General features: G+C 38.2%; 21 protein-coding genes. 2 read left to right on the top strand and 19 right to left on the bottom strand.

Annotated elements, in window-relative coordinates; all coding sequences use genetic code 11:
• Positions 1-101: 101 nt before the first annotated feature.
• Positions 102-320, bottom strand: a complete 219-nt coding sequence (locus KI369_RS08010) for a hypothetical protein (RefSeq protein WP_212955602.1) — start codon at positions 318-320, stop codon at positions 102-104.
• Positions 321-490: 170 nt separating this feature from the next.
• Between KI369_RS08010 and pdaB the strand changes: the two genes are divergently transcribed.
• Entirely contained in the window at positions 491-1,255 is a 765-nt protein-coding gene (pdaB, locus tag KI369_RS08005; RefSeq protein ID WP_212955601.1) for a polysaccharide deacetylase family sporulation protein PdaB, read from the top strand.
• Between the two features lie 129 nt (positions 1,256-1,384).
• Here pdaB and kbaA read toward each other — a convergent pair whose 3' ends face one another.
• Positions 1,385-1,996 carry a KinB-signaling pathway activation protein gene (gene kbaA, locus KI369_RS08000; RefSeq protein ID WP_212955600.1) on the bottom strand — a complete coding sequence of 204 codons (612 nt, stop codon included), beginning with the start codon at positions 1,994-1,996 and terminating at the stop codon, positions 1,385-1,387.
• 139 nt (positions 1,997-2,135) lie between these two features.
• On the opposite strand from kbaA, the gene gerD reads away from it, so the two are divergent.
• A complete protein-coding gene (gene gerD, locus KI369_RS07995) occupies positions 2,136-2,753 on the top strand; it encodes a spore germination protein GerD (RefSeq protein ID WP_166705278.1) in 618 nt (205 codons plus the stop codon).
• A 56-nt stretch (positions 2,754-2,809) separates the two neighbouring features.
• On the opposite strand, the gene salA is transcribed toward gerD, so the two are convergent.
• From salA to KI369_RS07910, 17 genes are all read right to left on the bottom strand, one after another.
• A complete protein-coding gene (gene salA / locus KI369_RS07990) occupies positions 2,810-3,877 on the bottom strand; it encodes an iron-sulfur carrier protein/transcriptional regulator SalA (RefSeq protein ID WP_212955599.1) in 1,068 nt (355 codons plus the stop codon).
• Positions 3,878-4,018: 141 nt separating this feature from the next.
• On the bottom strand, positions 4,019-4,732 hold the full coding sequence (cwlD, locus tag KI369_RS07985) for an N-acetylmuramoyl-L-alanine amidase CwlD (RefSeq protein ID WP_000822445.1): 714 nt from the start codon (positions 4,730-4,732) through the stop codon (positions 4,019-4,021).
• Positions 4,733-4,798: 66 nt separating this feature from the next.
• Positions 4,799-5,227: a DUF2521 family protein gene (locus KI369_RS07980; protein WP_048526371.1), complete on the bottom strand. Its 429-nt coding sequence runs from the start codon at positions 5,225-5,227 to the stop codon at positions 4,799-4,801.
• Between the two features lie 162 nt (positions 5,228-5,389).
• Positions 5,390-5,782, bottom strand: coding sequence for a 30S ribosomal protein S9 (rpsI, locus tag KI369_RS07975; RefSeq protein ID WP_000079986.1), 393 nt, complete (start codon positions 5,780-5,782; stop codon positions 5,390-5,392).
• A 21-nt stretch (positions 5,783-5,803) separates the two neighbouring features.
• A complete protein-coding gene (rplM, locus tag KI369_RS07970; RefSeq protein WP_001260795.1) occupies positions 5,804-6,241 on the bottom strand; it encodes a 50S ribosomal protein L13 in 438 nt (145 codons plus the stop codon).
• 152 nt (positions 6,242-6,393) lie between these two features.
• Positions 6,394-7,137, bottom strand: coding sequence for a tRNA pseudouridine(38-40) synthase TruA (gene truA / locus KI369_RS07965; protein WP_060633077.1), 744 nt, complete (start codon positions 7,135-7,137; stop codon positions 6,394-6,396).
• A 14-nt stretch (positions 7,138-7,151) separates the two neighbouring features.
• Positions 7,152-7,946 carry an energy-coupling factor transporter transmembrane component T family protein gene (locus KI369_RS07960; protein WP_212955597.1) on the bottom strand — a complete coding sequence of 265 codons (795 nt, stop codon included), beginning with the start codon at positions 7,944-7,946 and terminating at the stop codon, positions 7,152-7,154.
• Positions 7,934-8,815 (bottom strand): energy-coupling factor ABC transporter ATP-binding protein, encoded by an 882-nt coding sequence (locus KI369_RS07955; RefSeq protein WP_212955596.1) that lies wholly within the window; start codon positions 8,813-8,815, stop codon positions 7,934-7,936. The genes KI369_RS07960 and KI369_RS07955 overlap by 13 nt, the downstream gene beginning before the upstream one ends.
• A complete protein-coding gene (locus KI369_RS07950; RefSeq protein ID WP_212955595.1) occupies positions 8,791-9,633 on the bottom strand; it encodes an energy-coupling factor ABC transporter ATP-binding protein in 843 nt (280 codons plus the stop codon). Before KI369_RS07950 ends, KI369_RS07955 begins: the two co-directional genes overlap by 25 nt.
• 103 nt (positions 9,634-9,736) lie before the next feature.
• Positions 9,737-10,099, bottom strand: coding sequence for a 50S ribosomal protein L17 (rplQ, locus tag KI369_RS07945; protein WP_000331490.1), 363 nt, complete (start codon positions 10,097-10,099; stop codon positions 9,737-9,739).
• A gap of 35 nt (positions 10,100-10,134) precedes the next feature.
• Entirely contained in the window at positions 10,135-11,079 is a 945-nt protein-coding gene (locus KI369_RS07940; RefSeq protein ID WP_000569643.1) for a DNA-directed RNA polymerase subunit alpha, read from the bottom strand.
• Positions 11,080-11,259: 180 nt separating this feature from the next.
• Positions 11,260-11,649 carry a 30S ribosomal protein S11 gene (gene rpsK / locus KI369_RS07935; protein WP_000101798.1) on the bottom strand — a complete coding sequence of 130 codons (390 nt, stop codon included), beginning with the start codon at positions 11,647-11,649 and terminating at the stop codon, positions 11,260-11,262.
• Positions 11,650-11,673: 24 nt separating this feature from the next.
• Positions 11,674-12,039: a 30S ribosomal protein S13 gene (rpsM, locus tag KI369_RS07930; RefSeq protein ID WP_000090788.1), complete on the bottom strand. Its 366-nt coding sequence runs from the start codon at positions 12,037-12,039 to the stop codon at positions 11,674-11,676.
• Between the two features lie 21 nt (positions 12,040-12,060).
• Positions 12,061-12,174 carry a 50S ribosomal protein L36 gene (rpmJ, locus tag KI369_RS07925; protein ID WP_000868344.1) on the bottom strand — a complete coding sequence of 38 codons (114 nt, stop codon included), beginning with the start codon at positions 12,172-12,174 and terminating at the stop codon, positions 12,061-12,063.
• A 35-nt stretch (positions 12,175-12,209) separates the two neighbouring features.
• A complete protein-coding gene (infA, locus tag KI369_RS07920; RefSeq protein ID WP_001029884.1) occupies positions 12,210-12,428 on the bottom strand; it encodes a translation initiation factor IF-1 in 219 nt (72 codons plus the stop codon).
• Between the two features lie 68 nt (positions 12,429-12,496).
• On the bottom strand, positions 12,497-13,243 hold the full coding sequence (map, locus tag KI369_RS07915; protein ID WP_000582539.1) for a type I methionyl aminopeptidase: 747 nt from the start codon (positions 13,241-13,243) through the stop codon (positions 12,497-12,499).
• Positions 13,243-13,893, bottom strand: coding sequence for an adenylate kinase (locus tag KI369_RS07910; protein WP_048526368.1), 651 nt, complete (start codon positions 13,891-13,893; stop codon positions 13,243-13,245). Before KI369_RS07910 ends, map begins: the two co-directional genes overlap by 1 nt.
• Positions 13,894-13,932 lie beyond the last annotated feature (39 nt).

Genomic DNA, 13,932 nt, shown 5'->3' with positions numbered 1-13,932 from the left:
ATGTCAACTAAGTTTTTTAATTTCTTTTTATCATCTTCTGCGTTTCCGCATCAGCGACGGTTATTAATTTATCATATAATAACTATCAGCGTCAACACTTTTTAATAAAAAGTTCTTTTTCTTACATAACGAATACATTCCTCTGCATTAGCAACTCTTCGAAACAAACAAAAAATGATTTTATATCTTTCTTCCATCGCCTTTTTTACAACGTCATGAATACGTTCATCTTCAAAATCAAATAAAAGTTCTTCTAATTCTCTCTTCAATATGTATTCTATTTCTTTTTTCTCTTCTTTCGTTAACATAAACCCAAGCAACTCATCACCTCAATTATTTCTTACAACGCAATAAACGTTCCGCTCATTTTCATTTAACAAAATCCTATCATCCATTATATCCACTACTTACGATATTAATCCCTTGTTCTCTTTTTTATATTTACAGCATATATGTAACTGAAAAGGATTGGACAAAGGGGCGTAATATTATGTTTTTCTTTTTTATTACGAGTAAAAGAAATTTTAAACACATTAGCTTAATAGTGATACTTTCCTTATTTACAGCATGGCTTCTCTTTTTAAAAACATATTCACATGAATCTGCTTTTTCAACTGCTACAGGACCTAAAGTTATTTACAAAGGCGACACCTCTAAAAAACAAGTTGCATTCACGTTTGATATTAGTTGGGGAGACAAAAAAGCAATCCCAATCCTTGATACACTTAAAGACAGAGACATTAAGAATGCAACCTTCTTCCTTTCTGCTGCATGGGCAGAAAGACACCCTGATGTTGTTGAGCGCATCATAAAAGATGGACACGAAATAGGTAGTATGGGTTACAATTACACGTCCTACACTTCTCTAGAGACAAACGAAATACGAAGAGATCTTTTACGAGCACAAGATGTGTTTACAAAACTCGGTGTGAAACAAATCAAACTATTGCGTCCACCTAGTGGAGACTTTAACAAAGCAACACTTAAAATAGCAGAATCACTCGGATACACCGTCGTTCATTGGAGTAATAATTCAAACGACTGGAAAAATCCTGGTGTAAACAATATCGTTTCCACCGTCTCCAATAATTTAAAAGGTGGGGATATCGTCTTATTACATGCATCCGATTCTGCTCTTCAAACAAATAAAGCTTTACCACTGCTTCTGCAGAAGTTAAAGAGTGACGGCTATGAGCAAATATCCGTATCACAACTTATTTCCAATACAAGTACGAAAAGTAAAGATGTGCAGTAATTCTTTTCCCTCGTGCCTTCACACATAAAAAGCTCTACTACCTTTCATTCAGGTAATAGAGCTTTTTTCATCCCGATATTTACACTTGTACAACTACCTCTGCATAAAAACTCAAAAAATCTCTATTAGTTAGGCCGACTTACTCGTCTTTCCAATTAAACGATGTAATATAAGTAACTGATATGCATTACATAATAAAAGTGGTATCACCATTAAATATAACCAATCTGTATCATTAATCCGAAGAGCTGGTACCCACTCAAGAATTGTTACAACAACCATAAAGAACAAGGCGGGCACAAATGCCTTTCTATTCGTTTCTTTACTTTTTATGTAAGCAACAATGGCCCCAAACACAAATAATACACCTGCAACAAGTATGTTATTTCCTAATGAAACTTCCCCATTTGCAATCAATACAGATCTTAAATACACGAAATCAAATAAAACGAATGCAATAAAGAAGAGCTGCACTGTATTCCATAAAGAAGGTGACCTGAACATCCCTAGCCCAAAACGATGGATTGTTAAATAGGCAAAGAACCCCATTTGACTAATAACACTAAAAATGAATCCTACGCCCATCAACCAGAAGGAAACTGCTAAAATCTCCTTTCCGTCGAAATTTTGAAAAAATTTAGCGTACTTGTCCCACTCTAAAACAAACCCAATAATGACCGTACTAATCCCACCAAGAAACAACGTCGTAAAAAATAGTCGTACCCACTTGCGGCTATTCACAACACATCCCCCATTATCCTTATATTTCTAATCAAATTGTATCAATGACAATTTCAAAAAGCTAGCCATGTTCATGTATAAATTCCTTAAAGATATTTATATTAAAAAGAGAGAACTGTGCTGAAAGGAGTTCCAACTTATGAAACGGATGCTGCTCGTTTTGACTTCTTCTTTTCTATTTTTTGTACTTGTAGCATGTGCACAAGAAAAAGAAGCAAAGTCCGAACTTGATTATGATCAAACGAAGAAAATGATTGTTGATATTTTAAAAACTGATCAAGGTAAGAAAGCCATTCAAGATGTGTTAACTGATGAAAAAATGAAACAAGCACTCATACTAGATGAAACAGTAGTAAAGAAAACGATTGAAGATGCAATGGTATCCGATAAAGGGCAACAATTTTGGGAAAAGCTCTTTAAAGACCCTGAGTTCTCATCAAAATTTGCTAAAAGTATGGGAAAAGAACAAACAACCTTAATGAAAACATTACTAAAAGACCCTGAATACCAAGCAGGCGTTATAGAAATTATGAAAAACCCTGAAGTAGAAAAAATGATGCTACAAACGATGAAGAGCAAAGAATACCGCCAATATTTACAACAAGTACTAACAGAAACTGCCGAAAGCCCACTCTTCCAAGCTAAGATGATTGATATTATTAGTAAAGGTGTACAAAAGGCTGAAAAAAGTGGTTCTGATAAAAAAGAAGCAGGCGGTGAAGGTGGTTCTCAAGACGGTAAAAAGGAACAGCAGTAAAAATAATAACGATAATAATGAGTGGACAATATGTGTATCGTCCACTCATTATTATTTTATTTTTGCGCAACAGCTGTTTTATCAATTACTGTCTCAGCTATCGTACGATAAATAAGACCTGTCGTATGTGTATCCTCGTATACTGACGGCGCAAAGTCTTCTTTATTCCAATCAGGTTGTTGAAGTGGGATTCGGCCAAGTACTTCCGTTTGAAGTTCTGTAGCTAATTTATCTCCCCCACCTCTTCCAAACACATATTCTTTTTCACCAGTTGTTTTACTTTCAAAATACGCCATATTTTCAACAACGCCAAGAATACTATGTTCTGTACGTAAAGCCATAGCTCCAGCACGTGCTGCTACAAATGCCGCTGTTGGATGTGGCGTTGTTACAATAATCTCTTTACAAGCCGGCAACATCGAATGTAAGTCTAGCGCAACATCACCTGTACCCGGTGGTAAATCTAAAACTAAATAGTCTAAATCTCCCCACTCTACTTCTGTAAAGAAATGATTTAACATTTTCCCAAGCATAGGTCCTCTCCAAATAACCGGTGCGTTATCTTCTACAAAGAACCCCATTGAGATTACCTTTACACCTAGACGTTCCACTGGGATGATTCTATCTCCTCTTACAACAGGGCGCTTTTCTATCCCCATCATATCCGGTACACTAAAACCATAAATATCGGCATCAATGATACCAACCTTTTTCCCTAGACGAGCTAAAGCAATAGCAAGGTTAACAGAAACTGTTGATTTTCCGACTCCACCTTTTCCACTCGCCACTGCTAAAAATATCGTTTTTGAATTTGGTGACAATAAAGATTCCGTTTGCTCTTCTTCCTGTTCTGGTGCAAACTGAGATAATTCCTCTTCTGTAAATTCTGCAAAGCGAAGCCCTACTGTTGCTGCTCCTAGTTCTTTTACTAACTTTACAATTCCAGATTGCAATTGCATTTGTTCCGCTGTACCGGTTTTTACAATTGCAATTTTAACACTTACATGTTCCTTCTCAGGCTTAACTGTTACCTCTTTAATTGCCCCTGTTTCTTTTAACGTTTTATGTAAAAACGGATCTACAATCCCTTCTAACGCTTCTACTACTTGCTCTTTCGTTACCATAATTAGCCCAGCCCCCTGTATGAAAAATAACGTAATGTTAATTTAATGTCTCTCTTTATTCTCAAAATAAATGCGTTTACATTTCCAGTATAACATATTTTCGGAAAACTTCGTTAACGAGAGAAACGCAAAAAATCCTCCTTATTCTGGAGGATTTCCTTTTTCGGTGAAATAACGTAATATACCACGATATACTGCAGCCGCTACCTTTTGCTGATATTTCTCCGAATTTAACATATACCTTTCATTTACATTCGATAAAAAGCCAGCTTCAATTAAAGCACCTGGTGTTTTCGCATACTTTAATAAATACACATGAGAAATTGTTTTAGCAGAACGATTCGTATTCTCTAAACTCGTTCTCAATTCAGCTTGTATAAATTTCGCGGCACGTTCATTTTCAATCGAAGAACGGTAGTAGAACGTTTGTGCGCCTTTCGATCCACTACTAGTTAAAGCATTTAAATGAATACTCGCAAAAAAGTCTACATCAGGTTTATTAATAATCTCTACACGCTTTTTTAAATCCTCTGCTTTACGTCTACTATATGATTTTGTATCTTTCTGAGCTAAATCATAATCTCCCTCACGTGTTAAAATAACTAGCGCACCTTGTTCTTGCAAATAATCTTGTACCTTCTTTGTAATCTCAAGCGTAATATCTTTTTCTATAATATCTTTTCCACCAACAGCCCCTCCGTCTGGCCCACCATGCCCAGCATCTAGCACAATCACTTTCCCCGATAAGGGTAAATTCCAAGCTCGCCACGATTTTGTAATTTGAAATTCTTGTTTGACTAAAAAAAACAAAACAACCGCAGCGAGTGCAAAAGAGATAATTCGAATTCTCTTCATACCTTTCCTCCTCCAGCTAGTCCCTCTAATTACTTATATGGGACAAGAGGAAAGTTTATGCTTGTCTTAATGAAGCTTTAATCGATATCTTCTTTCACCTTTTTCATATCCTTCCTGCCACCATAAGCCGATGAACTGCTGACAAGATTCAAAAAGTAATTCCTCATCTTGTAACTTAATTTCCCTCATGGTCATGCTCGCTAAAAATTGAAATAGCGTTTCCGTTAATTGTTGCTCTTCTTCTAAGGCTCTATATTTCACATCAAAGAATGATTCACCATAATAACCAAACTTACTGTATCTCGCTCCTAATAAATACGATTCTATCCCTAATTCAATACAATAATCTTCATACTGACGATGAAGTTCCTGCATCTGAAAGGCATCCCTAATATTTGAACGTAACGTTTTTAATGATAATTCTCGCAGCATCTTCCGTTCATATTTCAACTGCTTTTCTTTTTGTTTTTCTTGTAAGCTGACAATGACATTCATAGTACTTATAAACCTCCCTAATACGTATTAGTCTAAACTTCTAAAGAAGAAGCATACGCGAGAGGATAGCACTAAAATATTCCAAACTACAAAAATTACAAAAGAGGAATGAAACATAAAAAAACCCCAACCAAAATGGTTGGGGTTTGTAGTTCGCAAAAATTAACGTTTTGAGAACTGAGGTGCACGACGTGCGCCTTTAAGACCGTATTTTTTACGCTCTTTCATACGTGCGTCACGAGTTAATAGACCTGCACGTTTTAGTGTTAGACGGTATTCTGGATCAGCTTTTAATAAAGCGCGAGAAATACCGTGACGAATAGCACCAGCTTGACCAGTGTATCCACCACCATTTACGTTTACAAGTACATCGTAGTTACCTAAAGTTTCTGTTGCAACTAGAGGTTGTTTCACTACTTCACGTAATGCAGCAAATGGGATATAGTTTTCAAAATCACGACCGTTAATGATAACGCGTCCTTCGCCTGGAACTAGGCGTACGCGCGCTACTGAACTCTTACGACGTCCAGTGCCATAGTATTGAACCTGTGCCAAAGTAAGCCCTCCTTTAATTAATTATCCGCGAAGTTCGTAAACTTCTGGTTTTTGTGCTTGGTGTGGATGCTCTGCTCCAGCATACACGTTTAGTTTCTTAGAAACTTGACGGCCTAAGCGTCCTTTTGGAAGCATGCCTTTAATTGCAAGCTCTAACATTTGTACAGGGTAGTTTGTACGCATTTCTAGAGCTGTTCTTTGTTTAAGTCCACCTGGGTGGTTAGTGTGACGGTAGTAAATTTTATCGTTTAATTTATTACCTGTTAAATGAATTTTCTCAGCGTTAATAATAATTACATGATCACCCGTGTCAACGTGTGGTGTAAATGTAGGTTTGTTTTTACCGCGTAAAATAGATGCTACTTCCGTAGATAGGCGACCTAAAGTTTGACCTTCAGCATCAACCACATACCATTTACGCTCAACTTCGTTAGCTTTTGCCATAAAAGTCGTACGCATGTGTTTCCCTCCTCGTTATCTTTTCCATAGAAAAAATCTATTGTTTATCTTAAACACGATTTCCTTCCGGGGCTAATCGTGGTTTTAGAAACAATACCATATGTTATGATATACTTTTGAGTTTCTAATGTCAAGCAAATGTTACACCAGGATTAGTTGTTATAGTTTACCTGCCATAAGTAAAGCCCATGACCAGGAGCCATCTTTCCAGCAAACTGACGATTTTGTTTCGCTAGAATCTCTGGAATGCTATCTGGATCAAGCTTTCCTTGCCCTACGCTCAGTAACGTACCAACAATAATTCTGACCATATTATATAAAAATCCATTACCTACAAAACGAAAAATTAATTCATCGTCTTGCTCAATTAGCTCAATTTCATAAATTGTTCGCACCTTATCTTTTTTGTCAGTTTTTGCCGAACAAAAAGAAGTGAAATCATGCGTTCCAATAAAATAAGGAATCGCTTTTCTTATAGAGTTTATTTCGAGCGGATATGGATATTGATATACGTAATTTCTACGGAATACATCCGCAGTCTTTGATAATAATACACGATAACGATATTCTTTTCTCTCGACACCGTAACGCGCATGAAATTCTTCTGTTTTTTTCTCTACCTGCCTGATAACAATATCATCTGGCAACATTGTGTTTAATGCATTACTCCATTGCCACTCTTCAAGGGACAACGGTGTATCAAAGTGTATTACTTGTCCTTTGGCGTGAACAGTAGAATCCGTTCTGCCCGATGCCTGAACACGAACAAGTTCTCCTTTATGCAATTTCTGCAAAGCTTTCTCAATCTCTTGTTGAACAGTACGATGCTGCGGCTGAATTTGATAACCACAAAAATGCATGCCATCATATGCAACCGTACATTTTATTCTATCCATTTCTCTATTCTCCATTACGATCGCACCCATGCCAAAATACAAGCTAAACAAAGTAAGCTTACAATCGTTACTGTATCGCTTGTTTTCCAGCGTAGTTGCCTAAATTTAGTACGTCCTTCGCCACTTTGATACCCACGTGCTTCCATAGCAATTGCTAAGTCCTCAGCACGCTTAAAAGCACTGATAAATAGAGGAACAAGTAGTGAAATAATAGCTTTCATCCTATCTTTTATCGGTCCTCCTGCGAAATCAATACCACGTGACGCTTGTGCTTTCATTATTTTACTCGTTTCATCCATTAATGTCGGAATAAAACGAAGAGAAATTGACATCATTAATGCGATTTCATGAACAGGAACTTTTATACGCTTCAACGGCTTTAATAACGTCTCCAAACCATCCGTAATCTCAATAGGTGTCGTCGTTAACGTTAATAATGTCGTCATTAAAATAATAACGAAGAATCGTATAGAAATGTATATCCCTTGCTCTAATCCTTTTTCATGTATCGAAAACCAACCAAGCTGGAATAGTACTTCCCCTTCTTTATTTGTAAAAATATGCAGGAAAAATGTAAAAAGAAAAATCCATAGAATTGGTTTTAAGCCCGAAAGTACATAACGAATCGGCACTTTTGCAAAAAATAAAGCAATGAGTGCATATAAAAATAAAAATCCATATGAAATCGCATTATTTGCTAAGAAAACAACAAATACATATAAAAAGACAATCAGCAGCTTCGTACGTGGATCAAGTTGATGAATAAGGGAATTCCCTGGAATATACCTTCCAATAATCAACTGCTGCATGATTCATGACCACCTTTTCGTAACACCTGCACAACTTCATGAGTAAGATCCTCTAAAGATAAGGTAGCCTTTGGGATTGAAATGCCAAACTTCTCTTCAATTGCACGTTTATACTTTAAAGACATAGGAAGATCCACGCCAATTTCCTCTAGTTCATCAGCATGTGAATATACTTCCTCTGCACTTCCTTGCAAAAAGACCGTTCCTTTATGCATGACTACAATCTGCTCCGCATACTTAGCAGCATCCTCCATATTATGCGTTACAAGGATCACTGTAAGGCCTTTCTCCTTATGTAGCTTATAAAACATCTCCATAAGTTCATTCTGCCCTTTTGGATCTAGTCCTGCTGTAGGTTCATCTAATACAAGCACTTCGGGTTCCATCGCCAATACGCCCGCTATAGCAACACGCCTCATTTGTCCACCACTTAACTCAAACGGTGAACGTGTTAACAGTTCTGGTTCTAACCCTACAAGTTCAATTGCCTCTCTTGCCTTTTGCTTCGCTTCTTCTACAGATACCCCAAAATTAGTAGGGCCGAAACAAATATCTTTCTCCACAGTCTCTTCAAATAACTGATGTTCTGGGAATTGAAAGACAACCCCTACCTTTTTACGTAGTGGCTTTAGCTTTTTTTCTTTCTTTCCTGCCGAAATGAAATGTTCACCAATTTGAACTGTGCCATTTGTCGGCTGCAATAAACCATTTAAATGTTGAATCATCGTCGACTTACCTGAACCAGTATGACCGATAATGGCATAATAGCCCCCACTTGGAAACGACACGTCTACATCATAAAGTGCGCGTCTTTCAAATGGAGTTTTATATTGATAACGATGTTCTACTTTTTGGAATGTAATCTCCAAAGTTCGTTCACCAAGCTTTCCATTGTAAGATGCGTATTTTGCAAGATAATTTCATTTCTTTTTAATAATTCTGCTATTTTCACTGAAAATGGTACATCTAATCCAATTTCTTGGAGCATATGAGAGGATTTGAAAATTTGCTCTGGAGTCCCTTCCTCTAATATTTCTCCCTTATTTAAAATAATGACACGGTCTGATTGTGCCGCTTCTTCTAAGTCGTGCGTAATTGATAACACGGTAATACCTTTTTGATTAACAAGTTGTCTAACCGTTTCTACTACTTCACGTCTTCCTTGAGGATCTAGCATTGACGTTGCTTCATCTAATATCAAAATAGATGGCTGAAGTGCTAAAACGCCTGCTATTGCCACTCGCTGCTTTTGCCCGCCAGATAACGAATGAGGTTCATCATTAAGAAAATCTTCCATACGGACAAGTTTGAGAGCCTGATCTAATCTTTCTACCATCTGTTCTCTTGGCATTCCGATATTCTCTAAGCCAAAAACAACGTCGTCTTGTACTGTCGTTCCAACAAATTGATTATCTGGATTTTGAAATACCATCCCAATTTGTTTTCGAACATCCCACACCGTTTCCTCTGATAAAACCATTGTATCATTTACTGTAATAGTCCCCGCTTCTGGCAAAAACAAACCATTCAATAATTTTGCAAGTGTAGACTTCCCTGAACCGTTTTGTCCAATAACCGATACCCATTCTCCCTCATATAAGGAAAATGAAACATCTTTTAATGCATAAGTGGCTGCCCCAGGATATTGAAATGATATATTTTCTGACCGAAGTTTCTCTTTTTTCAATACAAGGCACCCTTTCCTTCGCCAAGTTAGCCTATTTTTATATTTAAAAAAAAGGGCCATGACCAGTTTCTTGAAAAGAACTGTCCTGCCCTTTTAATTATCATTATACTAACTCGATAATTACCATTGGTGCTGCGTCTCCGCGACGTGGACCAATTTTTGCAATACGAGTGTATCCGCCTTGGCGCTCAGCATAGCGTGGAGCTACATCAGCGAATAATTTTTGAAGTGCATCTTGACCAGTCTCAGCGTTAGCTACTTCATTGCGAATGAAAGCTGCTGCTTGACGGCGAGCATGAAGATCTCCGCGTTTACCTAAAGTGATCATTTTTTCCACTACAGAACGAAGTTCTTTTGCACGAGTTTCTGTCGTTTGGATGCGCTCGTTGATAATTAAATCAGTAGCTAAGTCACGTAACATAGCTTTACGTTGCGCACTTGTACGGCCTAATTTTCTGTATGCCATTCGTAGTTCCCTCCTTTGTTGATGGGTTTAAATCCTCAGTCGTCTTTACGTAAACCTAAACCTAATTCCTCAAGTTTATGTTTAACTTCTTCTAAGGATTTACGTCCTAAGTTACGAACTTTCATCATATCTTCTTCTGTTTTGTTCGCAAGCTCTTGTACAGTATTAATTCCTGCACGTTTAAGGCAATTATAAGAACGAACAGAAAGATCTAGTTCCTCGATAGTCATCTCAAGAACTTTCTCTTTTTGATCTTCTTCCTTCTCGACCATAATCTCAGCATTTTGTGCTTCATCAGTTAAACCAACAAAGATATTTAAATGCTCAGTTAAGATTTTGGCACCTAAAGAGATAGCTTCTTTTGGCCCGATGCTTCCATCCGTCCATACATCAAGCGTAAGCTTATCATAATTAGCCACTTGTCCGACACGTGTCTTTTCCACTTGGTAAGTCACACGTGATACTGGAGTATAAATAGAATCAATAGGAATTACTCCTATTGGTTGATCTTCGCTTTTATTTGCATCAGCTGGCGTATACCCACGGCCACGCTTTGCAGTTAAACGCACGCGGAAATGCGCATCCTTTGCTAACGTTGCAATGTGTAAATCTGGATTTAAGATTTCTACATCACTATCGTGAGTAATATCAGCAGCTGTGACAATACCTTCGCCCTGCACATCAATTTCCAACGTCTTCTCTTCTTCAGAGTAGATTTTAAGAGCTAACTTTTTCAAGTTTAAGATGATCGTCGTAACGTCTTCTACTACGCCCTCAACTGTTGAAAATTCATGTAATACGCCATCGATTTGGATAGCAGTAACAGCGGCACCAGGGAGTGAGGATAAAAGAATACGACGTAAGGAGTTACCCAAAGTAGTACCATATCCACGCTCAAGCGGTTCAATTACGAATTTACCATATTTAGCATCTTCGTTAAGTTCAACCGTTTCGATTTTCGGCTTTTCGATTTCAATCATTAACTAAACCCTCCTTCAAAACGTCGAAACCCCGGTTAAACAAAGGTACAACCCCTGTCTAACCGAAAGTCCCCCTTAGGCAGTTCCCGATTGTGCACAACAAGCGATGTTTCTGTACGAAATTTCTCGATAATGCATCATATCCATTATAGACAAAAGGGAAAATTCTATACAGAAAAATTACACACGACGACGTTTTGGTGGACGACATCCATTATGAGGAACTGGAGTAACATCTCTAATTGCTGTTACTTCTAGACCTGCAGCTTGAAGAGCACGAATTGCAGCTTCACGACCAGCACCAGGACCCTTAACAGTAACCTCTAAAGTTTTTAAACCGTGTTCCATTGCAGCTTTAGCAGCAGTTTCAGCAGCCATTTGCGCAGCGAATGGAGTAGATTTACGAGATCCACGGAAACCAAGTGCACCAGCACTAGACCAAGAAAGTGCGTTACCGTGAGTATCTGTAAGAGTTACGATTGTGTTGTTGAAAGTAGAACGAATATGAGCTATACCAGCTTCAATATTCTTTTTCACACGTTTTTTACGAGTGTTTGTTTTACGTGCCATTGTTAGTTCAACCTCCTTTACTTATTATTTCTTTTTATTTGCTACTGTACGACGTGGACCTTTACGTGTACGAGCATTGTTTTTAGAATTTTGACCACGAACTGGTAAGCCACGACGGTGACGAAGACCACGGTAAGAACCGATCTCCATTAGACGTTTAATGTTAAGAGATACTTCACGACGAAGGTCTCCCTCAACTTTAATACGATCGATGATATCACGGATACGTCCTAATTCGTCTTCCGTTAAATCACGAACTCGTGTTTCTTCAGAAATACCTGCTTCAGCAAGAATTTTTTCAGCAGTTGTGCGACCAATGCCGAATACGTAAGTTAAAGAAATAACAACGCGTTTGTCTCGAGGAATATCTACACCTGCGATACGTGCCATTACGAATGCACCTCCTTCTGATTAACCTTGTTTTTGTTTATGTTTAGGGTTTTCACAAATAACCATTACTTTTCCACGTCTACGAATAACTTTACATTTTTCGCAGATTGGTTTAACTGACGGTCTTACTTTCATGTCTCGAACCTCCTTAAAGATTACGGAGTGCTATATTATTTAAAACGGTACGTAATACGACCACGATTTAAATCGTACGGAGATAATTCTACCGTAACTTTGTCTCCTGGTAAAATACGAATGAAGTTCATACGGATTTTACCAGAAACGTGAGCCAATACGACATGCCCATTCTCTAATTCTACTTTGAACATAGCATTTGGCAACGTTTCAAGAACGGTACCTTCGACTTCAATTACATCATCTTTAGCCATTCAATAGTTCTCCCTTCTTCAAATCAGTAACATTTTACACTGCTCTGAAATCCCGGAGAGCCAGCTACTTATAAAGTGGTAAGGATTTCGTATCCTGCTTCTGTAAGAGCAATCGTGTGCTCAAAATGGGCACACCATTTACCATCTACCGTTACCACTGTCCAGTCATCAGATAGTGTTTTTACATATCGTCTTCCTTGATTCACCATCGGCTCAACACAGATGACCATTCCCGGCTTTAATCTAGGGCCTCTATTTGGTGGACCATAGTGCGGGATTTGAGGGTCCTCATGTAAGTCTTGCCCGATTCCGTGACCAACATACTCCCTAACGATCGAGAATCCATTCTCTTCAGCATGGGTTTGAACCGCATGTGAGATATTTGATAATCTTTCGCCTGGTTTTACTTGTTCTAGACCAAGATACAACGATTTTTCTGTGACATCAAGTAGCTTTTGAACAGATTCAGAAATGTTTCCAACTGGATACGTCCATGCAGAATCGCCATGGTACCCATTGTATTTCGCACCAATATCGATACTGATGATATCGCCCTCTTTGAGTTTGCGCTTCCCTGGAATTCCGTGTACAAGCTCTTCATTTACAGAAGCACATATGCTCCCCGGAAATCCGTTGTATCCTTTAAAAGATGGCGTAGCACCATATTTTTGAATCGTCTTTTCCGCTATTTGATCGAGCTCTTTCGTTGTAATTCCTGGAGTAATGTGCTGTTTCAACTCTTGATGAGTTAAAGCAACGATCCTGCCAGCTTCTCGCATGATTTCTATCTCGCGAGGAGTTTTGCAGATTATCATTACGCTAAGCCTCCGATGAGAACATCGATATCAGCAAATACTTTATTGATATCTTGCTCACCATTAATGCTTTGTAGGTAACCAAGCTCCTCGTAGAAATCAAGCAAAGGTTTTGTTTGCTTAATATTTACATCTAAACGATTTGCTACAGTTTCTTCATTGTCATCAGAGCGTTGATATAATTCGCCACCACATTTATCGCACACGTCAGCTTTTGCTGGCGCGTTGAATTCTAAGTGGTAAGTCGCACCGCACTCTTTACAAATGCGACGGCCTGTAAGACGTTTTAATAACAACCCTGAATCCACATTAATGTTTAAAACATAGTCGATTTTTTTGCCAAGATCTTTCATAATCTCTTCAAGAGCTGATGCTTGTGCAACAGTTCGTGGGAAACCGTCTAGTAAGAAGCCTTTTGCACAGTCTTCTTGACTTAAACGTTCACGAACGATTCCGATTGTAACTTCATCTGGAACAAGTGCACCTTTATCAATAAAAGATTTTGCTTGTAAACCCATTTCAGTTTCAGCCTTCATAGCTGCACGGAACATATCTCCTGTTGAGATGTGAGGGATGTTATACTTGGCAACAATCTGTTCGGCTTGTGTACCTTTACCAGCACCAGGAAGCCCCATTAAAATTAAGTTCATCCTTGTTCCCCCTCAGAGTACATGAGCATGTAGGGAAGA

This window comes from Bacillus sanguinis (assembly GCF_018332475.1).
Lineage (GTDB): Bacteria > Bacillota > Bacilli > Bacillales > Bacillaceae_G > Bacillus_A > Bacillus_A sanguinis.
This window is presented reverse-complemented; position numbering and strand designations above follow the sequence as displayed.

Excerpts from the sequence above, each read along its gene's own strand:
- pdaB (WP_212955601.1), top strand. The coding sequence starts at position 491 with ATGTTTTTCTTTTTTATTACGAGTAAAAGAAATTTTAAACACATTAGC.
- gerD (WP_166705278.1), top strand. The coding sequence starts at position 2,136 with ATGAAACGGATGCTGCTCGTTTTGACTTCTTCTTTTCTATTTTTTGTA.
- salA (WP_212955599.1), bottom strand. The coding sequence starts at position 3,877 with ATGGTAACGAAAGAGCAAGTAGTAGAAGCGTTAGAAGGGATTGTAGAT.
- cwlD (WP_000822445.1), bottom strand. The coding sequence starts at position 4,732 with ATGAAGAGAATTCGAATTATCTCTTTTGCACTCGCTGCGGTTGTTTTG.
- KI369_RS07980 (WP_048526371.1), bottom strand. The coding sequence starts at position 5,227 with ATGAATGTCATTGTCAGCTTACAAGAAAAACAAAAAGAAAAGCAGTTG.
- rplM (WP_001260795.1), bottom strand. The coding sequence starts at position 6,241 with ATGCGTACGACTTTTATGGCAAAAGCTAACGAAGTTGAGCGTAAATGG.
- truA (WP_060633077.1), bottom strand. The coding sequence starts at position 7,137 with ATGGATAGAATAAAATGTACGGTTGCATATGATGGCATGCATTTTTGT.
- KI369_RS07960 (WP_212955597.1), bottom strand. The coding sequence starts at position 7,946 with ATGCAGCAGTTGATTATTGGAAGGTATATTCCAGGGAATTCCCTTATT.
- rplQ (WP_000331490.1), bottom strand. The coding sequence starts at position 10,099 with ATGGCATACAGAAAATTAGGCCGTACAAGTGCGCAACGTAAAGCTATG.
- KI369_RS07940 (WP_000569643.1), bottom strand. The coding sequence starts at position 11,079 with ATGATTGAAATCGAAAAGCCGAAAATCGAAACGGTTGAACTTAACGAA.
- rpsK (WP_000101798.1), bottom strand. The coding sequence starts at position 11,649 with ATGGCACGTAAAACAAACACTCGTAAAAAACGTGTGAAAAAGAATATT.
- rpsM (WP_000090788.1), bottom strand. The coding sequence starts at position 12,039 with ATGGCACGTATCGCAGGTGTAGATATTCCTCGAGACAAACGCGTTGTT.
- rpmJ (WP_000868344.1), bottom strand. The coding sequence starts at position 12,174 with ATGAAAGTAAGACCGTCAGTTAAACCAATCTGCGAAAAATGTAAAGTT.
- infA (WP_001029884.1), bottom strand. The coding sequence starts at position 12,428 with ATGGCTAAAGATGATGTAATTGAAGTCGAAGGTACCGTTCTTGAAACG.
- map (WP_000582539.1), bottom strand. The coding sequence starts at position 13,243 with ATGATAATCTGCAAAACTCCTCGCGAGATAGAAATCATGCGAGAAGCT.
- KI369_RS07910 (WP_048526368.1), bottom strand. The coding sequence starts at position 13,893 with ATGAACTTAATTTTAATGGGGCTTCCTGGTGCTGGTAAAGGTACACAA.